Origin of the sequence: Pseudomonas putida (assembly GCF_016406145.1) — a bacterium.
Classification (GTDB): domain Bacteria; phylum Pseudomonadota; class Gammaproteobacteria; order Pseudomonadales; family Pseudomonadaceae; genus Aquipseudomonas; species Aquipseudomonas putida_E.
Genome location: NZ_CP066306.1, coordinates 2,152,417 through 2,173,823, shown reverse-complemented (window position 1 = coordinate 2,173,823; position 21,407 = coordinate 2,152,417). Strand labels below are relative to the sequence as shown.

The following is a 21,407-nucleotide window of genomic DNA, read 5'->3' as shown; positions in this document are numbered from 1 at the left end:
TTTTTTGGAGTAGACACGCTTTTCAGGGGTTCGCCCCGCGGTCTGGCACAGAACAATAAAACTACCTTAAGGTAGCGGCAGTCAGCATCGGATCCTCAGGATGAAAGCAGGTCAGCGCTCAAAAAAATACGTTTGCTCTTGACCCCGGTTGGGGGTCACCCGCAACACCAAGGCAGGCCTACAAAAACAACAAAAGGCCAGCCTCAATAATAAGAAAAGAGCAGGCAACAACGCTTTGAGGGGAGCTTCGGCTCCCCTCAGTGCTTCCTGCCCTCCTCCTCCTGCTGTTTCTCCTCGTCCTGCCCCTCGACCTTCTCCACCACTATCGGCATCGTGGCCAGCACCAGCAGCGCAAGCACTGTGCTGATCAGCGCCGTCGCCTCACGCCCCATGCCTGCAGCGGTACCGATTGCGGCCGTCATCCACAGGCCGGCGGCCGTGGTCAGGCCTTTGACGTGACTGGTATCGCGGCCATTACCTTTGAGGATGGTGCCGGCACCGAGAAAACCGATACCGGCGACGATACCCTGGATCACCCGGCTCAAGGCCTGCTCGTCGGCACCGGCCATGCTTGGCGCCAGCACGAATAATGCGGCGCCCATCGACACCAGCATATGTGTACGCACACCAGCGGACTTGCCTTTGTGCTCACGCTCGAAGCCCAGAATGGCACCCAGAATGGCTGCCATCAGCAAGCGCAGGATGATACGGGTGACTTCGCGCACTTCGGTGATGTCGGCGAATTCTGCTTGAATGGTTTGCCAGATGAGGTCCATGGGTCGTTCTCAGACGCAAGCTGTGTGCTGCCCCTACCTTCCATTTACGAGCAATGCAGGCGAAAAGGCCGGGAGGGGCGCCTTTGTCGGTTGACCCGTGCACGCCCGCTAAAGTGCCGTGCAGCAGCTTGATGCAGCAACCTGCTACCGGTCGCGGTCACACCTGTAACCGCAACCCGGAGGACCACCCCATGCCCGTCGAAATCGAAGAAAGCACCCGCCGCTGCACGCTCATAGGCGAAGACCTGCGCATCGAAGGCGATGGCCCGGACATCGAGATCGTCACAGATGAGCAGTTGCACATGTCTGTGGCACTGCTCGCAGGCCAGCGTGTCCCGATCACCGAAGCCGAAGCCGACGCGCTGACCGTCGCCGGTGCGGTGGACAGCCGAAGGCATTTGAAGGCGAGCGTTCCTGGCTCGGTAATCTAGCGCGGCAGAGGCACTGACCAGCAACTGATACGGTTTTTAGTGCATGGCCTGAGCCTGTACTGAAAACCGCTTCGGGGCCATAGTGTGGGTGAATTGCCTGTTCACCCTGCTTGCCGAGCCCTCATGAAACGCTATGAACGATTCGCCGACGACATTGCCGAACTGATCCGCTCCGGCGTGCTCGGCCCCGGCCAGCGCGTGCCTTCGGTGCGCTACGCCAGCCAGACACACGGCGTCAGCCCCTCGACCGTGTTCCAGGCTTACTACCTGCTCGAACGCCGCGGGCTGATTCGCGCACGGCCGCGTTCAGGCTATTTCGTCACTGCCCATGCACCGCGTCAGTTCAGCGAGCCACAGCCACTGGAGCCGCTGAGCGAATCGACTGACGTGGATGTCAGCGCCTTGGTGTTCTCGATTCTCGACTCGATCAAAGACCCGAACACCGTGCCGTTCGGGTCGGCATTCCCCAGCCCGGAACTGTTCCCGCTGCAGCGTCTGTCGCGCTCGCTGGCCAGCGCCAGCCGGGCCATGGACCCGCGCATGGTGGTCACCGACCTGTCACCGGGCAACCCGCAACTGCGCCGGCAGATCGCCCTGCGCTACATGGTCGGCGGGCTGATGCTGCCCATGGAGGAGTTGCTGATAACCAACGGTGCGCTGGAAGCACTGAACCTGTGCCTGCAGGCGGTCACCGAGCCGGGTGACCTGGTGGCGGTCGAAGCACCGGCCTTCTACGCCTGCCTGCAGGTGCTGGAACGGCTCAAGCTTAAAGCGTTGGAGATTCCAGTGCAGCCGCGCGAGGGCATGGACCTGGCCGCGCTCGCCCAGACCTTGGAGAAGCATCCGGTCAAAGCCGTGTGGTGCATGACCAACTTCCAGAACCCGATGGGCGCGAGTATGCCCGAGGCGAAGAAACAGGCATTGGTGGCGTTGCTGCAGCGCCATCAGGTGCCACTGATCGAGGACGATGTCTACGCCGAGCTGTATTACTCGCAACAGGCGCCCAAGCCCGCCAAGGCCTTCGACACGCAAGGCCTGGTCATGCACTGCGGCTCATTCGCCAAGAGCCTGGCGCCCGGTTACCGCATCGGCTGGGTGGCCGCGGGGCGCTTTGCCCAGAAGATCGAACGGCTCAAGCTGATGACCTCGCTGTGCGCCTCGATGCCGGCCCAGGCCGCCATTGCCGACTACCTGGAACACGGCGGGTATGACCGCCACTTGCGCAAACTGCGCTATGCCCTGGAAGGCCAGCAGGCCAACATGCTTGCCGCCATCTCGCGGTATTTTCCCGCGCAGACGCGAGTCAGCCAGCCTTCTGGCGGCTACTTTCTGTGGCTGGAATTGCCCGAACGGATAGATGCACTGAAGCTGTTCCACATGGCCTTGGCCCAGGGCATCAGCATCGCTCCGGGGCCTATATTTTCGCCCACCCGCCGCTTTGGCAACTGCATCCGCCTGAACTACGGCACCCCTTGGAGCGACACCGCCGAGCGGGCCATGGACACCCTGGGCCGCATAATCCGCTCGTTCTGACGGCAAACTGCCTACTCGTGCGCAATCTGGCACGGTGGCGGATAGGCATATCCATAGCCGTCGCGCTAAAGTCTTGGCCACGCACTGCTGCCGGACGTCGCCATGCCTCTGAACGAGATGCTCGCCCTGCGTGAAGAAATCGCTACCCTGCGCCAACGTAACGCGCAGCTTGAAACCGAACTGCAGCAACAGCCGCATCCGGGCCTCGATGTCTACCGCTTTCTGTTCGACACCATGGACGAAGGCTTTTGCATCATCGAATTCATTGACGGCCCGCATGGCCCGCTGAGTGATTACGTGCACGTGCTCGTCAACCCCGCCTACGCCAGGCATGCCGGCATCGCTGACGTCACCGGCCAGAAAATGCGCGAAATATTGCCTGATGAAGCCGACGCTTGGGTTGCCCGTTACGGTCCAGTGCTGCATACCGGCGCCCCGCTGCAATTCGAACAGGAACTGCGAGCCAGCGGCCGCATATTGTCAGTAAGTACCTTTCGCATCGAGCCGCCGCAGCGCCGGCAGCTTGCGGTTCTGTTCAAGGATGTTACCGAGCGGCGCAACACCGAGCAGGCCCTTGAGCAGCTCAATGCGCACCTGGAGCAAAGGGTCAACGAAGCCTTGGCACAGCGCAGCCTGTTCGCAGAGCTTATCGACCAGAGCGCAGCCAACGTGCATGTGCTCGATAACGGCATGCACTGGCTGGCCGTCAATCGCAAGGCCAGGGAAGACTTCCGGTTCCTGTATGGCCAGACACCGGAAGTCGGTGCCCTCATGCCGCCCCTGATGGGTGACAATGCCGCTGACCGGAATGCGATCCTGCCCTTGTGGCGACGGGCACTGCAGGGCGAGCAGTTCACCGCGATCGGTGCATTCGGCCAGCAACCAGACCAGCGCCATTATGAACTGCGCTTCAATGCCCTGCGTGATGCTGCAGGTACGCCGGTGGGCGCCTACCTGTTCGCCTACGACATCAGCGAACGGGTACAGGAGCAACAACGCCTTGCCAAGGCAGAGCAGGCCCTGCGTCAGGCGCAAAAAATGGAGGCTATCGGGCAGCTTAGCGGCGGCATCGCACATGACTTCAACAATTTGCTGGGCAGCATCCTTAATACCCAGGAACTACTCCAGCTGCGCCTGCAGCAACAGCGCTATAACGAGCTGGAAAAGTTACTCGAATTGTCCAACAGCATGGCCAAACGCGCCTCATCGCTGGTGCAACGACTGCTGGCATTCTCGCGCCAGCAAACCCTGCAACCACGCGCCACAGAGGTGGCGGTGTTGCTGGGCGACATCGAGGAGCTGGTGCGCCGCACCATCGGGCCATCCATTTCCTTGCACAGCCGGTTCGCCCCTGAACTATGGCCAACCTTCATCGACCCGCCACAATTGGAAAGCGCACTGCTCAACTTGTGCATCAATGCACGTGACGCGCTGCCTGGCGGGGGTGTCATCAGCATACATGGCGACAATGTGGCCCTCGACAGCGATCAGGCACGCCCTTTGGGGTTGCCCTGCGGCGACTACGTGCGCATTAGCGTTGTCGACAACGGATGCGGTATGAGCGAGGAAGTGGTTGCACGCGCCTTCGATCCTTTCTTCTCCACCAAACCTATCGGCCGGGGCACCGGTCTCGGGCTGTCGATGACCTACGGTTTCGTGCGCCAGTCCGGTGGGCAGTCACGTCTGCTTTCTCAACCAGGCAAGGGCACACGCGTTGAACTGTACCTGCCGCGCCATCACGAACAACCCACGCGGCAGGCGCAGGCTCCCAAGACCAGCTCACTGGATAAACACCGTGCCGGCGGGCAGCGCATCGTGCTGGTGGAAGACCAGCCAGCCCTGCGCCTGGTGATCAGCGAGGTACTGCAAGAGCAGGGTTACCTGGTCGAAGCCTTCGAGACTGGTGCTGCCGCCCTGGCACACTTGCAACGTAGCGAACCGCCGGACCTGCTGCTAAGCGACATCGGCCTGCCCGAAGGCCCCAACGGTCGCCAGGTGGCCGAGCGTTACCGCCAACAGTACCCCAACCTTAAAGTGCTGTTCATCACCGGCTATGACAACAGTGCGGCGCTGGGAGACGGCCAACTGCTCCAAGGCGCCCATGTGCTGGGCAAGCCGTTCGAGCTGGACGTGCTGGCCGAGTGTGTGCATCAGCTGCTGGAGGCCAGGCAGCCCTGAGCGGTGGCACTCAGCGCCCGCCGCCCAGGTCGAGGAAACTGCCAGTGGAATAGGACGCCTTGTCCGACAGCAGCCAGAGAATCGCCTCGGCCACTTCTTCCGGGCGGCCGCCACGCCCCATGGGCAAGCCAGGCTCCAGCTTGGCGACACGGTCGGGGTCGCCGGACAGGTCGTGGAAGGCGGTATGAATGTAGCCTGGGCGCACGCCATTGACCCGCACCCCCTCACCTGCCACTTCCTTGGCCAAGCCGATGGTGAAGGTATCGAGGGCGCCTTTGGAGGCGGCGTAGTCGACGTATTCGTTGGGTGACCCCAGGCGCGCAGCGACCGATGACACATTGACGATGGCCCCGCCTTCGCCGCCGTGGCGGCGGGCCATGCGCAGCAAGGCGTGCTTGGCGCAAAGCATCGGCCCGACGATATTGGTTTTCATCACCTTGAGCAGGCGGAACTCCGACATGTCTTCGACACGGCTTTGCTGGCCGATGGTGCCCGCGTTGTTCACCAGTGCGGTGACGGGGCCGAGCTCTTCATCGACGCGGTGGAACAGCTGGATCACCTCGTCCTCGACACTGGCGTCTGCGCGCACACAGATGGCCTGGGCGCCGAGCGCGCGAACCTGGTCAAGAATGCCTTGCGCGGCCTGGTCATCGGCGTGGTAGTTGATGCAGATGCGGTAACCCTCGCGGGCCGCCTGCATAGCGGTGGCGGCGCCGATGCCACGGCTGGCGCCGGTGATGACAATGACTTTCTCCATGGCCCTGCCAAATCGCTTGGGAAGATAGGTCCGACAATAGGGGAAAAGCCAGCCGCTGGGAATGACCCAGCACAACAGGTCAGGCGATATCGCCCCGCGTTCAGGGCTCGAACCCTTCCACGATGATCACCTCTGCCTTGGCCACACCTTGGCGATGGCTGCACGCTTGCTGATACAACTCGGATCGATAGCAGGCCAGCGCCTGCTCGTAGGTCTGGAACTCGATCACCACACTGCGCTGGGGAGTTGGCCGCCCTTCCATCGCCTCGCTGCGCCCGCCCCGGGCGAGGAACCGCCCGCCGAATGCCGCAAAGGCGGCGGGCGCACGTTGGGTGTACTGCTGATACTGCTCGGGGTCGGTCACGTCCACGTGGGCAATCCAATACGCTTTCATCCGCTACTCTCCAGTTGCAAAACTATTTGTGTATGATGGTATACCATAATAATCACCTATTCACAGTGAGCGTGCAGCATGGCTTTCAACACGATCGAAGAACTCCTCGAGGACTACCGCCAAGGCAAGATGGTGCTGCTGGTGGACGACGAGGATCGGGAAAACGAAGGCGACCTACTGATCGCCGCCGAGCGCTGTGACGCCCAGGCCATCAACTTCATGGCCCGCGAAGCGCGGGGCCTGATCTGCCTGACCCTGACCGACGAGCATTGTCAGCGCTTGGGGCTGGAGCAGATGGTACCGGCCAATGGCAGTGCGTTCAGCACCGCCTTCACCGTATCGATCGAGGCCGCTACGGGGGTTACCACGGGTATTTCTGCGGCCGACCGGGCACGCACCGTGGCTGCAGCCATGGCCGCCGATGCCCGCCCGGAGGATCTGGTGCAGCCCGGCCACATTTTCCCGCTACGCGCCCGCGAAGGCGGTGTGCTGAACCGCGCCGGCCATACCGAAGCGGGTTGCGACCTGGCACGCCTGGCCGGTTTTGCCCCGGCGTCGGTGATCGTCGAGGTGCTCAACGACGACGGGACCATGGCCCGTCGACCGGACCTGGAAGTGTTCGCCGCCCGCCACGGCATCAAGATCGGCACCATCGCCGACCTGATCCACTACCGCCTGAGCACCGAGCAGACCATCAAGCGCATCGGCGAACGCGAACTGCCGACCGTACACGGCACCTTCCGCCTGGTCACCTATGAAGACCGTATCGAAGGCGGTGTGCACATGGCCATGGTGATGGGCGATATCCGCCGCGAACAGCCGACCTTGGTGCGCGTGCATGTGATCGACCCGCTGCGCGACCTGGTCGGTGCCGAATACGCCGGGCCGGCCAACTGGACCTTGTGGGCTGCGCTGCAGAAGGTCGCTGAGGAAGGTAGCGGGGTGGTGGTGATTCTGGCCAACCATGAATCCTCCCAGGCGCTGCTTGAACGCATCCCGCAACTGACCCAGCCGTTGCGGCCCTACCAGCGCGGCCAATCGAAGGTGTACTCGGAAGTCGGTACCGGCGCGCAGATTCTCCAAGACCTGGGTGTTGGCAAGCTGCGCCACCTGGGCCCGCCCCTCAAGTATGCGGGGTTGGCGGGGTATGAGCTGGAAGTGGTGCAGAGCATACCCTTCGAGCCCCAGGGCTGAACTGCAAGCTAAAGCGGATCTGCGGCGCAACGCGATCTGCTTTTACTTACAGCTTGCAGCTTGAGGCTTGCAGCTTCGAGACGAGAAAGAGTGATGGCCGGTAGCCTCCCCCCTCTTGCCAAAATCTTGGAATACCATAATATGATATCCCGTAGACCTTGAAATCGCAGGCCGCCACCTACACTCACCAAACGGCCACCGACACTTTGTTTTAGCTGCTCCCCGAATACTGTTGGCGGGCGCACTACCAGCCCCGCCTCGAATAACAAAAAGCAACGAGGGCGTAACCATGCTGTTGAGCAAACGTGTAACCGCAGTGCTGTCCGCCAGCCTGCTGACCCTGGCATGTCAGGCCACCCAGGCCGCTGACAGCCTCAACTTCGTCAGCTGGGGCGGTACCACCCAGGACGCCCAGAAAGAAGCATGGGCCGTACCTTTCAGCAAATCGACCAACATCAAAGTGGTGCAGGACGGCCCGACCGACTACGGCAAGCTCAAGGCCATGGTCGAGAGCGGCAACGTGCAGTGGGACGTGGTCGACGTGGAAGCCGATTTTGCCCTGCGTGCCGCCAGTGAAGGGCTGCTCGAACCCCTCGATTTCACCACCATCGCGCGCGACAAGATCGACCCACGCTTCGTCTCCGACCATGGCGTCGGTTCGTTCTTCTTCTCATTCGTGCTCGGCTATAACGAAGGCAAGCTCGGCGCCAACAAGCCGGTGGACTGGACCGCTCTGTTCGACACCAAGACCTACCCCGGCAAGCGCGCCCTGTACAAGTGGCCGAGCCCCGGCGTACTGGAACTGGCCCTGCTGGCCGACGGTGTGCCGGCCGACAAGCTCTACCCGCTGGACCTGGACCGCGCCTTCAAGAAGCTCGACACCATCAAGAAAGACATCGTCTGGTGGGGCGGTGGTGCTCAGTCGCAGCAACTGCTGGCCTCCGGTGAAGCCTCGCTCGGCCAGTTCTGGAACGGCCGCGTCTACGCCCTGCAGCAAGATGGAGCGCCGGTGGGCGTGAGCTGGAAACAGAACCTGGTCATGGCCGATTTCCTGGTCATCCCCAAGGGCGCCAAGAACAAGGACGCGGCCATGAAGTTCCTGGCCCATGCCAGCAGCGCCGAAGGCCAGGCCGAGTTCGCCAACAAGACCGCCTACGCGCCGGTGAACCTGGACAGCGTGGCCAAACTCGACAAAGACCTCGCGCAGAACCTGCCGACCGCCTACGCCCAGGACCAGGTCACCCTGGACTTCGCCTACTGGGCCAAGAACGGCCAGGCCATCGCCGCGCGCTGGAATGAGTGGTTGGTGAAATGAAAGTCGCCATCAACGCCCTGCAAAACGCGCAAGGTGCCCCCACGGGCGCCGGCGCTCCGGGGACGGCCCCGCGCCGCATAAGCCTCGGCCAGCGCTGGAAAGGCAGCCGCAACCTGTTGCCCGCCCTGTTGTTCCTTGGCCTGTTCTTCTTCGCCCCGCTAATCGGCCTGTTGCTGCGCGGCGTGCTGGAGCCGGTACCGGGGCTGGGCAACTACGAGCAGCTGTTCGCCAACTCGGCCTATGCGCGGGTATTGTTCAACACCTTCTCGGTGGCCGGCGTCGTCACCCTGATCAGCGTGTTGCTGGGCTTCCCGCTGGCCTGGGCAATCACCCTGGTGCCCAACGGCTGGGGCCGCTGGTTGTTGAACATCGTACTGTTGTCGATGTGGACCAGCCTGCTGGCGCGCACCTATTCGTGGCTGGTGCTGCTGCAGGGGTCAGGGGTAATCAACAAGGCGTTGATGGCGCTGGGCATCATCGATGCCCCGCTGGAAATGGTGCACAACCTGACCGGGGTGGTGATCGGCATGAGCTACATCATGATCCCGTTCATCGTGCTGCCGCTGCAAGCGACCATGCATGCCATCGACCCGATGGTGCTGCAGGCAGGCTCCATCTGCGGCGCAAGCCCCTGGACCAACTTCTGGAAGGTGTTCCTGCCGCTGTGCCGCTCGGGGCTGTTCTCCGGTGCACTGATGGTATTCGTCATGTCGCTGGGCTACTACGTCACCCCGGCACTGCTTGGTGGCGCGCAAAACATGATGCTGCCCGAATTCATCATCCAGCAGGTGCAATCGTTCCTTAACTGGGGCCTGGCCAGCGCCGCCGCCGCACTGCTGGTGGTAATCACCCTGGTGCTCTTCTACCTGTACCTGAAGCTGCAACCGGAGTCCCCGGTCGGCAACGCGAGGTAAACCGCCATGCTTCTGTCTCCCAATGCCATGGGGCGCCCGCTGCGTACGGGCCTGTACCTGACCACCGGAGTGATTGCGGCCTTCCTGCTGCTGCCGGTAGTGTTCATCATCCTGCTGTCGTTTGGCTCATCACAGTGGCTGGTATTCCCGCCACCAGGCTGGACCTTCAAGTGGTATGCGCAGTTCTTCGCCAACCCGGAGTGGATGGACGCCGCCCTGGCCAGCTTCAAAGTCGCCGTGCTGACCACCATCGCCGCCGTGCTGCTGGGCCTGCCTACCGCATTCGCCCTGGTGCGCGGCCGCTTCCCCGGCCGCGAGATGCTCTACGGGCTTTTCACCATGCCCATGATCGTGCCGTTGGTGATCATTGCAGTGGCGGTGTATGCACTGTTTCTGAAGCTCGGCTACACGGGCACGCTGTTCGCCTTCGTGGTCAGCCATGTGATCGTCGCCCTGCCCTTCACCATCATTTCGATCATCAACTCGCTCAAGCTGTTCGACCAGTCGATCGAGGATGCCGCGGTGATCTGCGGTGCCTCGCGCCTGCAGGCGATCTTCAAGGTGACCTTCCCGGCCATTCGCCCGGGGATGATCGCCGGCGGTCTGTTCGCCTTCCTGGTCTCGTGGGACGAGGTAGTACTGAGCGTGATGATGGCCAGCCCCGACCTGCAAACCCTGCCCGTGAAGATGTGGACCACCCTGCGCCAGGACCTGAGCCCGGTGATCGCCGTCGCCTCGACGCTGCTGATCGGCCTGTCGCTGTTGGTCATGGTCATTGCCGCCGCCTTGCGCCGGCGCACCGAAACGAACGCCTGAGCGCCCGGAGAAAACAACAATGAGTGCAGTGATCAAAGACAACGCGCACAACAAGACCCTGGTCAGCCTGCGCGGCCTGAACAAGCATTACGGTGACTTCACCGCCGTGGATAACCTCGACCTGGAAATCCAGGACGGCGAGTTCCTCACCTTCCTCGGCTCCAGCGGCTCGGGCAAGTCCACCACCCTGTCGATGCTGGCCGGGTTCGAGACGCCCAGCAGCGGCGAGATTCTGGTCGAGGGGCAGTCGCTGGTGAATGTGCCACCGCACAAGCGCGACATCGGCATGGTGTTCCAGCGTTACTCGCTGTTCCCGCACCTGAATGTGCGTGACAACATCGCCTTCCCCCTGGCCATCCGCAAGCTCGGCGCTGCCGAAACCAAGAAGCGGGTCGACGCCATGCTCAAGCTGGTACAACTGGAGGCGTTCGCCCATCGCAGGCCTTCGCAGATGTCGGGCGGCCAGCAACAGCGTGTGGCGATTGCCCGCGCCCTGGTGTACGAACCGCGCATCCTGCTGATGGACGAGCCACTCGGCGCGCTGGACAAGAAACTGCGCGAAGACCTGCAGGATGAACTGCGCCAGCTGCACCGCCGGCTGGGCATCACTATCGTCTACGTCACCCACGACCAGGAAGAAGCCATGCGCCTGTCCCAGCGCATCGCCATCTTCAGCCACGGCAAGATCGTTGGCCTGGGCACCGGCTATGACCTCTACCAGAACCCACCCAATGCCTTTGTCGCCTCGTTCCTGGGCAACTCCAACTTCCTGCGCATCACGGCCAGCAGCAACGGTGCCGGCAGTTTCGAAGGCCAGCCAGTGGCGATCCGCCTGACGCCTGGCCTTGCGGCGGGGCAGGATGCGCTGATCATGGTACGCCCGGAAAAGGCCCTGGCACTCACCACCGACCAGGCTGCACGCGAACCGTTGCCAGCGGGCTGGAACGAAGTGATCGCCAAGGTCGGCGAGGTGCTGTTCCTTGGCGAAAGCCAGACCTGCCATGTAATGACCCCGGGCGGTACCGAACTGACCGTGAAAGCACTGTCGGCTGCGGGTATGTCCATGCAGCCCGGGGACACCGTGAAGGTCCGCTGGGCGGTTGCAGATGCCTGCATCTACACCGAATGGGCGCAAAGCGACCTGAGCAAGTCGGCCGGCGCGCACTGAGCATCAGCAGCAGGTAAATGGTTGACGCGCATTCCGACCAATGGTCATATGCGCGCCAGTTTCAGGTGTCCTGCGCCGCCGCGCGCAGGGTGAAACGGGAAGCCGGTGCGTCTTGGTTCACGACAAGTCCGGCGCTGCCCCCGCAACGGTAAGCGAGCGAAGCCTTCGACACACCACTGTGCACACGCATGGGAAGGTGAAGGCCTCATGACCCTCGCAAGCCCGGAGACCGGCCTGAAGCTTCACTTGGCAACCCGCGGTGGGCGGGCGCAGGCCGGTATCCGCGTGCGCGCCTGCGCCCGTGGTGGTTGTGCCTTTGCGTGTTTTCCACCGGGATCCATTCATTCCTGCAGCAGTGGAAAGACATGTCCCGTTTCTTCAAGCTTCACCCTCTGGCAGCCTGCCTGGCCGTCGCCCTGCCGGCCCTGGCCGATGACCACGACAACCCTGCGGTGGCGCTGCCATCCACAGCCATCACCGACACCCGCGCTGAGCAGAAGGTCGACCTCGCCACGCCGACCCAGGCCGGTTCACGCCTGAACCTCAGCACCCTGGAAACCCCGGCCAGCACCACGAGCATCACCGCCGAACAGATCCAGCAGCGCAACAACCTCACCGTGCAGGAGGCCGTGACCCGCTCGCCGGGCATCACCTTCATCGGCAGCCCAGGCGATGGCGGCACCGGCCTTTCGGCGCGCGGCTTTACCGGGCACGGTTCAGTGATGACCCTGTTCGACGGCGCACGCTTGTATACCGGGGCCGGCACCCAGACCTTTCCAGTCGACCCGTGGATGGTAGAGCGCATCGATGTGATCCGGGGCCCGGCCTCGGTACTGTATGGTGAAGGCGCCACCGGCGCGGTGATCAACGTCATCCCGAAAAAGCCGTTCACCGGCGACATTCACAACCACCTGCGCCTTGGCTATGGCTCCTGGGATCGCCAGCAACTGAGCCTGGACAGCGGTGGCAGCCTCAGCAAGCGCCTGAGTTACCGCCTGACCCTTGACCAGCAGGCTGGCAATGGCTGGGTCGACCGCACCAACTCGCGCAGCCTTGCCCTGAGTGCCGCACTGCAATTCGATGCCACTGACGACCTGAGCTTTACCCTGGCCCACGAGCGCGGCGACGCCGAGCCCGCCAATTACTACGGTACGCCGCTGATCGACGGCCACTACCGCAGCAGCCTGCGCAAGAAGAACTACAACATTCAGAATGACGTGCAGCGCTACCATGACGAATGGACCCGCTTCACCACTGACTGGGCTATCAGTGACCAGCTCAGTGCCAGCAACCAGCTGTACTACATCAAGAGCCGCCGGCATTGGCGCAATGCCGAGGATTACAGCTGGGACGCCGACCGCCAACAGCTGCTGCGCCAGAGCTACCTGCAGATCAAGCATGATCAGGAGCAGATAGGCGATCGCCAGACGTTCACCTTCGACCATGCGTTGTTCGGGCTTGCCAGCAGGACGATGGTTGGCGCCGAGTACAATAAGGTGCGCTTCAACGTTGACAGCAACTCGCCGTACAACGATGTGGGCGGCGACTACATCGACCCGTGGCAACCAGCCCCGGGCTGGTTCCACAGTGCTTCGCCCCTGCGACCGCAAACCTTGTCCACGACCCACACCTTCGCTCTGTTCGCCGAAAACCGCCTGCAGCTGACCGATCGCCTGTCGCTGGTGACCGGCGTGCGTCGCGACCAGAACCACATTGACCGCAACAACCTCACCGACGGCACGCGCAGCGACCGTAGCCTGCAAGGTGGCAACTGGCGCGCAGGGCTGGTGTTCGCCGTCAGTGACGACCTATCGCTGTACGGCCAGTACTCCACCAGCGAGGACGGGGTGAACGACCTGATCAGCCTCAATCCTGCGCAACTGAACTACGACCTCACCGAGTCCAAGCAGACCGAGCTGGGCCTGAAGCAGCGCTTCTGGGAAGGCCGTGGTGAATGGACGCTGGCGGCCTATCACATCGTCAAGAAAAAGCTGCTGGTGGATGACCCTATCACCCATGAAAAACAGCAGGCTGGGCAACAAACCTCCGATGGCCTGGAGGCGAGCCTTGAGCTGGCCTTGCCGCAGCAGTGGCAGGTCTCAGCCAATGCGTCACTGGTGCGCGCAAAGTACGATGAGTTCGACGAAATGGTGGCTGGTGTAACACAGGATCGCGCCGGCAATCGCCCGTCCAACGTGCCACGGCGTACTGCCAACCTGTGGCTGACCAAGGGCTTCGGTCAGCAAGTGGAGGCCGGCATTGGCGCACGGTACGTGGACGACCGCTATGCCAATACGGCCAACACTCAGCGTGCGCCGGGCTATACCGTGGTCGATGCCAACATCGGCTGGCAGCTGTTGCCGGATGTGCGCCTGGGGCTGCAGATAAACAACCTGTTTGACCGGGAATATGTGGCTTCGGCGTTCAGTGGCACGCAATGGATCATGGGCACGCCGCGGTCGTATTTCGCGACAGTGGATCACAGCTTCTGATTTGAGCTGACTCTAATGGCCTTATCGCCAATACAAAAACCACTACCCGGCACAAATGAAATTGTTATAAGATAACGTTTCATTTGACATCCATTCCTGCCTGCGACCCCTCCATGACAAGTGCCGCCGCCACCCCCACCCAGCTCACCCAGCGCCTGCAGAGCATCGATGCCCTGCGCGGCCTGGTGATCCTGTTCATGCTGCTTGACCACGTGCGCGAGACATTCTTCCTGCACCGCCAGGTCAGCGACCCGATGAGCATCGACGCCACCGACCCGTCCCTGTTCTTCAGCCGCACCCTGGCCCACCTGTGTGCACCAGTGTTCGTACTGCTCACTGGCCTGTCAGCCTGGCTGTACGGCGAGAAGTATCAGGGCCGCAGCGATGTCTCGGCGTTCCTGTTCAAGCGCGGCCTGTTCCTGGTTGTGCTGGAGTTCACCTTGGTGAATTTCGCCTGGACGTTCCAGCTGCCGCCCAGCGTCATCTACCTGCAGGTGATCTGGGCCATCGGGGTCAGCATGATCGCCCTGTCGCTGCTGGTGTGGCTGCCGCGCCCGGTGCTGGTTGTGCTGGGCGCAGTGATCATCGCCGGCCACAACCTGCTCGACGGCCTGCACTTTGGCACGGAGTCGGCGATGCATGTGCCGTGGGCGATCCTGCACGACCGTGGCTGGCTGGAACTCTCTGAAAGCCTGCGCCTGCGCACCTCCTACCCGGTACTGCCGTGGATCGGCGTAATTGCCTTGGGCTACGGCCTGGGCCCTTGGTTCGCCCGTGGCAGCGATGCCGGCCAGCGTCAGTATCGGCTGCTGCTGGCAGGGCTAATCGCCCTGCTCGGCTTCATGGCGCTGCGCATGCTCAATGGCTACGGCGAAGCGCCGTGGAGCGGCTACCCGACGCTTACCCAGACCGTGATGAGTTTCTTCAACATCACCAAGTACCCGCCTTCACTGTTGTTCCTGGCCTTGACCCTGGGCTGCGGCCTGCTGTTGCTGCGCGCCTTTGAACGCGCAGGGCAAGCCCGCTGGATCGGCGCTCTGGCGGTGTTCGGCGCGGCGCCGATGTTCTTCTATCTGCTGCACCTTTATGTGCTGAAACTGATGTACCTGGCCAGCGTCGCCCTGTTCGGCCGCAATCACGGCGACTACTTCGGTTTCGACGGCATTGGCGCTGTGTGGCTGGGTGCTGTGCTGCTTGCCGTGGCGCTGTACCTGCCGGTGCGCTGGTTTGCCAGGCTCAAGGCGCGCCGACGCGACATCACCTGGCTGAAGTACTTCTGATTTAGCGTTTTCACCGGCTGCCTGATGGTCTACCATGCGGGCCGCCGGTTTCCACCACGGAAATAATAGGGAATCCCAGGCCGCCCAGGCGCGCCAAACGGAACTGCCCCCGCAACTGTAAGTGCCGAGCCCGCTCCATCGATGCCACTGGATCAGCCGATCCGGGAAGGCTGGAGCCGGGTGATGACGCACCAGTCAGGAGACCTGCCGGCTTACATTCACCAACCGGCGGGGTGTCCGGGATTGGCCATCAGAGTTGCCCCTGTCGCCTGCAGGGGCTCGGCGATGCCTGTCCGTGCGTTCCTTCCGTGAACTGTCTGATAGGAGATCGCCCTGCATGCTGTCCCGTTTCGCCACCCTGCTCGTCGGCTTGAGCCTCACCGGTGCGGCACAGGCCGCCGCCACGCACTACCCGCTGACCGTGGACAACTGCGGCATGCCGCAAACCTTCACCCACGCCCCCGAGCGTGCAGTGACCATCGGCCAGGCCGGCACCGAAATCCTCTACGCGCTGGGGTTGGGCGACAAACTGGCCGGCACATCGCTGTGGTTCAACAACGTCTTGCCCGAGTACAAGGCGCAGAACGACAAGGTGCCGCGCCTGGCCGACAACGACCCGAGCTTCGAAGCGGTGGTGGGCAAGCGCCCCGAACTTGTGGCGGTGCAGTTTGAGTGGATGGTCGGCGCCCAGGGCGTGGTCGCGACCCGTGAGCAGTTCAACGAACTGAAGATCCCCACCTATCTGCTGCCCTCGGACTGCGAAGGCAAGGACAACCTGGTGGGGGCCGATGGCACGCGACTGCAGGCATTTCAGGTCCAGAGCATCTACAAGAGCGTCAGCCAGCTGGCGGAAATCTTCGACGTCCAGGACCGCGGCGCGGCACTGAACAGCGACCTCAAGGCACGCCTGGACAGCGCCAGGCAACAACTGGCCGGCAAAGACCTGAGCCAGACCTCGGCACTGTTCTGGTTCTCTAGCGCCGACCTCGACATCGACCCTTATGTTGCGGGTCGCCAGGGCGTGGCGGACTTCATGCTGCGCACCCTGGGTGTACGCAACGTGGTCGAGTCCACCGAAGAATGGCCCACGGTGGGCTGGGAAACCATCGCCAAGGCCAACCCTACGTGGCTGATCATCGCCCGCATGGATCGCCGCCGCTTTCCGGCCGACGACTACCAGAAGAAGCTCGAATTCCTGCGCAACGACCCGGTAACCCAGCACATGGATGCCGTGAAGAACAACCGCATCATCATCCTCGACGCCGATGCCATGCAGGCCGGTATCCGTCTGTTCCAGGGCCTGCAGACCCTGTCGGCAGCCTTCGCCAGCGGTAAAGCTGCACCGTGATGAACCGTATGCTGCCTTACTGTGCCCTGGCCCTGGTTGCCTTGCTCGGCGCGCTGCTTGCCGGCACTGCCATTGGCGAGACCACCGTGTCACCCAGCGTGGTGTACCAGGTACTGGCCAACCACCTGTGGCAGGCCGGTTACCCGGTCGACCCGATCGACGCCGGTATCGTCTGGAACTACCGCCTGACCCGCACGCTGGTCGCCGCAGCCTGTGGCGCAGGGCTGGCGACCTGCGGGGTGATCCTGCAGGCGCTGCTGCGCAATCCGCTGGCCGAACCCTACTTGCTGGGCCTGTCAGCCGGGGCTTCGACCGGCGCCGTGCTGGTGGGCCTGCTGGGCCTGGGCAGCGTTGCCCTGAGCATGTCGGGCGGCGCCTTCGTCGGCGCCGTCGCGGCCTTCGCCCTGGTCCTGGTGCTGGCCCGCGCAGCCGGCCCGAGCAACAACAATGCCCAAGTGATCCTGGCAGGGATTGCCGGCTCGCAACTGTTCAACGCCCTGACGGCGTTTCTGATCACCAAATCAGCCACCGCCGAACAGGCTCGCGGCATCCTGTTCTGGCTGCTGGGCAACCTCAGTGGCGTGCGCTGGCCGTCAGTATGGCTGGCGCTGCCAGTGGCACTGTTCGGGCTGGTGGTGTGCCTGTGGCACCGGCGCACACTCGACGCTTTTACCTTCGGCACCGATTCGGCGGCGTCGCTGGGCATCGCGGTGCGGCGCAGCCAGTTGCTGCTGATCAGCTGCGCAGCGCTGGTGACGGCGGTGATGGTGTCGATCGTCGGCGCCATCGGTTTTGTCGGGCTGGTGATCCCCCATGCGCTGCGGCTGTTGCTCGGCCCCGGTCACAGCCGCCTGCTGCCGGCCAGTGCCCTGGGCGGAGCGCTGTTCCTGATCGCCGCGGACATGCTTTCCCGCACGCTGATCCCCGGCCAGGTGATTCCGGTGGGCGTGGTCACAGCGCTGATCGGCGCACCTGTGTTTGCGTTGATCCTGGTCAGCCGCAGGGGGCGCGCATGACGGCCATGACACCCCCAAAGGTCGCCCCGCTCGCCTGCCAAGGCTTGAGTTTGCAACTGTCGGGCAACCCCGTGCTGCGCGATATCAACCTGACGGTCGCCGCGGGTGAAACACTCGGCATCGTCGGCCCGAATGGTTCCGGCAAATCGTCCCTGCTCAAACTGCTGGCCGGGCTGCGCACGCCGCATAGCGGCAGTGTGCAATTGCTCGGCGAGCCGCTTGCGCGCCTGCCGCGTCGGCGCATCGCCCAGGCCTTGGCGCTGGTCGAGCAACAGGCCGACACCCTCGACGCCATCAGCGTGTTCGACGCCGTGGCGCTAGGGCGTACCCCTTGGTTGTCAGCCCTGGCGCCGTTTTCCCAGGAAGATCGCGCGGTCGTCGAACAGGCCCTGGCCGACCTCGATGCCTCGCACCTGCGTACTCGCATCTGGAGTTCGCTGTCCGGTGGCGAACGCCAGCGCGTCCACATTGCCCGCGCTCTGGCCCAGCGCCCGCAGGTACTGCTGCTCGATGAGCCAACCAATCATCTCGACATCCAGCACCAGTTGAGCCTGCTGCAACAGGTACAGGCGTTGCCGGTGACCACCCTGGTGGCCCTGCACGACCTTAACCAGGCGCTGACCTGCGACCGCGTGGCGGTGCTCGAACACGGCCGTCTGGTCGCCCTCGGCAAGCCGCTGGAGGTACTCACCCCCGAGCGTTTGCTGAGCACCTTTGGCGTCCATGCCCACTACCTCACCGACCCCTTCGACGGCGCGCGCATCCTGCGCTTTCGCGCCCCCTGAACCAGGAAGCTCCCGGATGCTGTTGCGCACTACCGTCCTGCTGATCGCCAACGCTCTGCTACCTTTCGCCGCGCTGGCCGACGTGCACGAAGTGAAGATGCTCACCCGCGGCGCGGCCGGTGCCATGGTCTATGAGCCCGACCACCTGCGTATTGCACCGGGTGATACGGTACGCTTCGTGCCGACCCAGAGCGGCCACAACGCGGCCAGCCTGCCCGGGTTGCTGCCGGCAGGTGCCGAGGCGTTCAAGAGCAAGCTGAACCAGCCCTTCGAGCAGTCCTTTACGGTGCCAGGGGTGTACGGAGTCCAGTGCATCCCACACCTGGCCATGGGTATGGTGATGCTGATCCAGGTGGGCGATACCGGCTTGACCGAATTGCCAGCGGATTTGCCTGCGCGGGCACGTACGCGCCTGGCAGCCCAACTGCAGCAGTTGGAGGCCGGCCAATGAACCGTTTGCTTCTTGCCCTGCCACTACTGGGCCTGGCGCCCTTGGCGCTGGCTGAATCCGCACAGTCGCAGAGCAACGGCTTGGTCGAAGACAGCAGCTGGAGCATCCTCAACCGCACGGTCTACGACCAGCGTGATTACAAGCATGGCGGGCGCAACAGTGCCGGCCGTAATGCCTACAAACCCCGCAACGAACGCAATGGCCTGGCCGAGGAATGGGCCTACGGTTTGATGGGTACATTCCAGTCCGGTTTTACCCAAGGCCTGATCGGTGTTGGCATCGATGCCCATGCCTACCTTGGTGTACAACTCGACAGCGGTGGGGGTCGAACCGGCAAGGCCCGCTTACTGGGTGTGGACAACCAGGGCCACCCCAAGAACGAATACAGCCGGGGCGGTGCGGCATTAAAGCTGCGCGTCTCCAACACCGTGCTGTCTTATGGCGAGCAGCGGGTGAAAACGCCGGTATTCAGCTCTTCCGACAGCCGCTTGCTACCCGAAACCGCCACCGGGTTCTTTCTTACCAGCAATGAAATCGACAAGGTCAAGCTGATTGCCGGCCACTTCAACGAAAGCACCGACCGCAACGCTTCAAGCCATGACCAGGGCTTCGTCGTGAATTACTCCAACGGTCGCCAGGGCAACAGCTTCGACGTTGCCGGTGCGGTGTGGAACCCCAGTGCTGCCTTGGGCGCCAGCCTGTACACCTCCCGCTATGAAGACACCTGGAACCAGCATTACCTGGGCAGCACCCTCACCCATGCGCTGGATGACCGGCGCAGCCTGAGCCTGGACCTCAACCTGTACCGCACCACCGACACCGGCAAAGCGCTGTCCGGGCGCATCGACAACACCACCTGGAGCCTGGTTTCGCGCTATAGCCATGGCCCACATGCTTTCAGCCTGGGCTGGCAGCAGGTGGATGGCAACACGCCGTTCGACTACGTGACCCGCGGCGCTATCTACATTGCCAACGCCGTGCAGATGTCTGACTTCAACGCACCCAACGAAAAGTCCTGGCAAGCGCGCTATGACCTGAACATGGGTGCTTTTGGGGTGCCGGGGTTGAACCTGACGGCACTGTATGTGCGCGGGTTCGATATCGATGGCACGCACGTGGACCCCAACGGCGGGTATGCGTACCTGGGCTATGGCAAGGGTGGCAAGCACTGGGAGAGAGACCTTGAGGCGCGGTATGTGGTGCAGAGTGGCAAGGCCAAGGGCACGGCGTTTTCATTGAGGCACAATGTGCACCGCGGGGATACGGCGCAGGCCGAACTGGACGGCAACCAGATCCGCCTGGCAGTGGAGTGGCCGCTGTCGGGCGGGCTCTGAGTGGTTTCATCCTCCTTGTGCGCCGCATTGATGATGCCCTTGCCGTTCCCGGTATCCACCCTCGTCACTGCAAAGCAGGAAAGATCCTAAACCGCCTGCAACTGTTCCATGTGCGTAGTCCGCCACACCGGGTCATCCTCTACGTTGATCACCGTGAAGCCCTGCCGCTCCCAGAACCGGATCGCCCCTGCCAGAAACGGATGGGTGTGCAGGTACAGACATTCAATACCTGCGCGGACGGCGTGCTCTCGCAAGGCCTGGAACAGTGCCGCGGCCAGGCCGTTGCGGCGGTATTCGGGGAGCACGAACAGGCGCACGATTTCGACGACGCGTTTGCCGTGGTAATCGAGTTGGCGGAAGCGATGGTCATAGGGCAGGTAGCCAATGACGGCGATCAACGTGCCACGATCACGGGCTTCCAGAAAGTGTCCGTCGCCATCAAGGTAGGTCGCCTCGAAATGGGCCAGGTCCTTGGGCAAAGGCGAATGGGCGAGCATGGGGAACAGCTCGCGTCGCGCACTGTCGACGAAGGCAACGACTTCATCGATGGCGTCACGGCCGGGTGATTGGAAGGTCCAGTCGGGCATGGGATTGATGCGATGGCTTGGGGAACGTGTTTCTACCCTACAGCATCTGACGGCGCAATGCAGGGCCGGCCCGACCTCGCTATAATCCTCGGCCGCAAACGCGCCCAAGGCCAGCCCATGCCCCGCCTCTCCAAGTTGTTGCTGCCGCTGCTGTTCGCCGCCGCTCTCGCCGCATGCGACCAGAAGCCGACCCGCGAAGAGCAGATCCTGGCCAACCTGCCCTTGCAGGAAGCCTATGAGCACAACATCGACCGTATGGCGTTGCTGCTGACCCGTAGCCACCCGCGACTCGATGAAGAAACAATCCGCAGCGTGCTGCGCAAGCACCTCACGGTCGAGGATCAGCGCCAGGACCTGTTCAAGCTCTACAGCGAAAAGAACTTCAGCGACGCCGAGTTCGCCACTATCGTCGAGGTGACTCGGGACCCGGCAAAGGCCAAGGCCTTGGCGCAGACCGAGGACGGCCAGCAACTGAGCGCGAAACTTACCCGGCTGATGCGCGAGACAGCACGCGATGAAAAGGCCCAGGCATTGGCCGAACAGCGCCTGCAGCAGGTGCAGGACGAGCTGAACGCATTGGAAAACGCCGGTTCCTGACCGATTGCGACAGCCCCACATCCATCCCGTAGCCGTACAAT

At 63.0% G+C, this 21,407-nt stretch carries 20 protein-coding genes and 2 riboswitches; of the genes, 16 read left to right on the top strand and 4 right to left on the bottom strand.

All coding sequences use genetic code 11. The annotated features are described in order from the left end of the window. Window positions 1–257 precede the first annotated feature (257 nt). Entirely contained in the window at window positions 258–776 is a 519-nt protein-coding gene (locus JET17_RS09900; RefSeq protein ID WP_012313838.1) for an MgtC/SapB family protein, read from the bottom strand. Between the two features lie 191 nt (window positions 777–967). Here JET17_RS09900 and JET17_RS09895 point away from each other — a divergent pair, with 191 nt between their 5' ends. The 3 genes from JET17_RS09895 (at window position 968) to JET17_RS09885 (ending at window position 4,918) form a co-directional block, all read left to right on the top strand. Further along, on the top strand, window positions 968–1,207 hold the full coding sequence (locus tag JET17_RS09895) for a DUF3203 family protein (RefSeq protein WP_012313837.1): 240 nt from the start codon (window positions 968–970) through the stop codon (window positions 1,205–1,207). A gap of 123 nt (window positions 1,208–1,330) precedes the next feature. Then, window positions 1,331–2,740 carry a GntR family transcriptional regulator MpaR gene (gene mapR / locus JET17_RS09890; RefSeq protein WP_012313836.1) on the top strand — a complete coding sequence of 470 codons (1,410 nt, stop codon included), beginning with the start codon at window positions 1,331–1,333 and terminating at the stop codon, window positions 2,738–2,740. Window positions 2,741–2,842: 102 nt separating this feature from the next. Continuing rightward, window positions 2,843–4,918, top strand: a complete 2,076-nt coding sequence (locus JET17_RS09885) for a hybrid sensor histidine kinase/response regulator (protein WP_012313835.1) — start codon at window positions 2,843–2,845, stop codon at window positions 4,916–4,918. A gap of 10 nt (window positions 4,919–4,928) precedes the next feature. Here JET17_RS09885 and JET17_RS09880 read toward each other — a convergent pair whose 3' ends face one another. Together JET17_RS09880 and JET17_RS09875 are read right to left on the bottom strand one after the other, a co-directional pair. Beyond that, complete coding sequence (locus JET17_RS09880; protein ID WP_012313834.1) at window positions 4,929–5,675, bottom strand: SDR family oxidoreductase; 747 nt, start codon at window positions 5,673–5,675, stop codon at window positions 4,929–4,931. 100 nt (window positions 5,676–5,775) lie between these two features. Further along, on the bottom strand, window positions 5,776–6,069 hold the full coding sequence (locus JET17_RS09875) for a DUF1330 domain-containing protein (protein ID WP_012313833.1): 294 nt from the start codon (window positions 6,067–6,069) through the stop codon (window positions 5,776–5,778). Window positions 6,070–6,147: 78 nt separating this feature from the next. Between JET17_RS09875 and ribBA the strand changes: the two genes are divergently transcribed. From ribBA to JET17_RS09815, 12 genes are all read left to right on the top strand, one after another. Continuing rightward, window positions 6,148–7,263, top strand: a complete 1,116-nt coding sequence (gene ribBA, locus JET17_RS09870) for a bifunctional 3,4-dihydroxy-2-butanone-4-phosphate synthase/GTP cyclohydrolase II (protein WP_012313832.1) — start codon at window positions 6,148–6,150, stop codon at window positions 7,261–7,263. Window positions 7,264–7,552: 289 nt separating this feature from the next. Beyond that, window positions 7,553–8,578: a polyamine ABC transporter substrate-binding protein gene (locus JET17_RS09865; protein ID WP_012313831.1), complete on the top strand. Its 1,026-nt coding sequence runs from the start codon at window positions 7,553–7,555 to the stop codon at window positions 8,576–8,578. Next, the gene (locus tag JET17_RS09860; RefSeq protein WP_012313830.1) at window positions 8,575–9,492 is read left to right on the top strand and encodes an ABC transporter permease; all 918 of its coding nucleotides are present in this window, start codon (window positions 8,575–8,577) and stop codon (window positions 9,490–9,492) included. The genes JET17_RS09865 and JET17_RS09860 overlap by 4 nt, the downstream gene beginning before the upstream one ends. A gap of 6 nt (window positions 9,493–9,498) precedes the next feature. Beyond that, on the top strand, window positions 9,499–10,308 hold the full coding sequence (locus JET17_RS09855; protein WP_012313829.1) for an ABC transporter permease: 810 nt from the start codon (window positions 9,499–9,501) through the stop codon (window positions 10,306–10,308). Window positions 10,309–10,327: 19 nt separating this feature from the next. Beyond that, the gene (locus JET17_RS09850) at window positions 10,328–11,476 is read left to right on the top strand and encodes an ABC transporter ATP-binding protein (RefSeq protein ID WP_012313828.1); all 1,149 of its coding nucleotides are present in this window, start codon (window positions 10,328–10,330) and stop codon (window positions 11,474–11,476) included. 46 nt (window positions 11,477–11,522) lie between these two features. Beyond that, a riboswitch (cobalamin riboswitch) is annotated at window positions 11,523–11,729 on the top strand. Window positions 11,730–11,841: 112 nt separating this feature from the next. Continuing rightward, the gene (locus JET17_RS09845) at window positions 11,842–13,968 is read left to right on the top strand and encodes a TonB-dependent receptor (protein WP_042111318.1); all 2,127 of its coding nucleotides are present in this window, start codon (window positions 11,842–11,844) and stop codon (window positions 13,966–13,968) included. 113 nt (window positions 13,969–14,081) lie between these two features. Then, window positions 14,082–15,248: a DUF1624 domain-containing protein gene (locus tag JET17_RS09840; protein WP_012313826.1), complete on the top strand. Its 1,167-nt coding sequence runs from the start codon at window positions 14,082–14,084 to the stop codon at window positions 15,246–15,248. Window positions 15,249–15,276: 28 nt separating this feature from the next. After that, window positions 15,277–15,475, top strand: a riboswitch (cobalamin riboswitch). Window positions 15,476–15,585: 110 nt separating this feature from the next. Continuing rightward, a complete protein-coding gene (locus JET17_RS09835) occupies window positions 15,586–16,596 on the top strand; it encodes an ABC transporter substrate-binding protein (RefSeq protein ID WP_012313825.1) in 1,011 nt (336 codons plus the stop codon). After that, window positions 16,596–17,612 (top strand): FecCD family ABC transporter permease, encoded by a 1,017-nt coding sequence (locus tag JET17_RS09830; protein ID WP_042111316.1) that lies wholly within the window; start codon window positions 16,596–16,598, stop codon window positions 17,610–17,612. Before JET17_RS09835 ends, JET17_RS09830 begins: the two co-directional genes overlap by 1 nt. After that, window positions 17,609–18,397, top strand: a complete 789-nt coding sequence (locus JET17_RS09825) for an ABC transporter ATP-binding protein (protein WP_012313823.1) — start codon at window positions 17,609–17,611, stop codon at window positions 18,395–18,397. The genes JET17_RS09830 and JET17_RS09825 overlap by 4 nt, the downstream gene beginning before the upstream one ends. Before the next feature lie 16 nt (window positions 18,398–18,413). Beyond that, window positions 18,414–18,848, top strand: coding sequence for a pseudoazurin (locus tag JET17_RS09820; protein WP_012313822.1), 435 nt, complete (start codon window positions 18,414–18,416; stop codon window positions 18,846–18,848). Further along, complete coding sequence (locus tag JET17_RS09815; protein WP_012313821.1) at window positions 18,845–20,182, top strand: OprD family porin; 1,338 nt, start codon at window positions 18,845–18,847, stop codon at window positions 20,180–20,182. Before JET17_RS09820 ends, JET17_RS09815 begins: the two co-directional genes overlap by 4 nt. Before the next feature lie 86 nt (window positions 20,183–20,268). On the opposite strand, the gene JET17_RS09810 is transcribed toward JET17_RS09815, so the two are convergent. Then, window positions 20,269–20,769 (bottom strand): GNAT family N-acetyltransferase, encoded by a 501-nt coding sequence (locus JET17_RS09810; protein WP_012313820.1) that lies wholly within the window; start codon window positions 20,767–20,769, stop codon window positions 20,269–20,271. 117 nt (window positions 20,770–20,886) lie between these two features. Here JET17_RS09810 and JET17_RS09805 point away from each other — a divergent pair, with 117 nt between their 5' ends. Further along, window positions 20,887–21,366 (top strand): hypothetical protein, encoded by a 480-nt coding sequence (locus JET17_RS09805; protein WP_012313819.1) that lies wholly within the window; start codon window positions 20,887–20,889, stop codon window positions 21,364–21,366. The last annotated feature ends 41 nt before the right edge of the window (window positions 21,367–21,407 follow it).

Coding starts and splice junctions, on each gene's coding strand:
- JET17_RS09835 (WP_012313825.1), top strand. CDS start 15,586: ATGCTGTCCCGTTTCGCCACCCTGCTCGTCGGCTTGAGCCTCACCGGT.
- JET17_RS09875 (WP_012313833.1), bottom strand. CDS start 6,069: ATGAAAGCGTATTGGATTGCCCACGTGGACGTGACCGACCCCGAGCAG.
- JET17_RS09855 (WP_012313829.1), top strand. CDS start 9,499: ATGCTTCTGTCTCCCAATGCCATGGGGCGCCCGCTGCGTACGGGCCTG.
- ribBA (WP_012313832.1), top strand. CDS start 6,148: ATGGCTTTCAACACGATCGAAGAACTCCTCGAGGACTACCGCCAAGGC.
- JET17_RS09865 (WP_012313831.1), top strand. CDS start 7,553: ATGCTGTTGAGCAAACGTGTAACCGCAGTGCTGTCCGCCAGCCTGCTG.
- JET17_RS09825 (WP_012313823.1), top strand. CDS start 17,609: ATGACGGCCATGACACCCCCAAAGGTCGCCCCGCTCGCCTGCCAAGGC.
- JET17_RS09840 (WP_012313826.1), top strand. CDS start 14,082: ATGACAAGTGCCGCCGCCACCCCCACCCAGCTCACCCAGCGCCTGCAG.
- JET17_RS09815 (WP_012313821.1), top strand. CDS start 18,845: ATGAACCGTTTGCTTCTTGCCCTGCCACTACTGGGCCTGGCGCCCTTG.
- JET17_RS09805 (WP_012313819.1), top strand. CDS start 20,887: ATGCCCCGCCTCTCCAAGTTGTTGCTGCCGCTGCTGTTCGCCGCCGCT.
- JET17_RS09810 (WP_012313820.1), bottom strand. CDS start 20,769: ATGCCCGACTGGACCTTCCAATCACCCGGCCGTGACGCCATCGATGAA.
- JET17_RS09895 (WP_012313837.1), top strand. CDS start 968: ATGCCCGTCGAAATCGAAGAAAGCACCCGCCGCTGCACGCTCATAGGC.
- JET17_RS09850 (WP_012313828.1), top strand. CDS start 10,328: ATGAGTGCAGTGATCAAAGACAACGCGCACAACAAGACCCTGGTCAGC.
- JET17_RS09820 (WP_012313822.1), top strand. CDS start 18,414: ATGCTGTTGCGCACTACCGTCCTGCTGATCGCCAACGCTCTGCTACCT.
- JET17_RS09880 (WP_012313834.1), bottom strand. CDS start 5,675: ATGGAGAAAGTCATTGTCATCACCGGCGCCAGCCGTGGCATCGGCGCC.
- JET17_RS09860 (WP_012313830.1), top strand. CDS start 8,575: ATGAAAGTCGCCATCAACGCCCTGCAAAACGCGCAAGGTGCCCCCACG.
- JET17_RS09900 (WP_012313838.1), bottom strand. CDS start 776: ATGGACCTCATCTGGCAAACCATTCAAGCAGAATTCGCCGACATCACC.
- mapR (WP_012313836.1), top strand. CDS start 1,331: ATGAAACGCTATGAACGATTCGCCGACGACATTGCCGAACTGATCCGC.
- JET17_RS09830 (WP_042111316.1), top strand. CDS start 16,596: ATGAACCGTATGCTGCCTTACTGTGCCCTGGCCCTGGTTGCCTTGCTC.
- JET17_RS09885 (WP_012313835.1), top strand. CDS start 2,843: ATGCCTCTGAACGAGATGCTCGCCCTGCGTGAAGAAATCGCTACCCTG.
- JET17_RS09845 (WP_042111318.1), top strand. CDS start 11,842: ATGTCCCGTTTCTTCAAGCTTCACCCTCTGGCAGCCTGCCTGGCCGTC.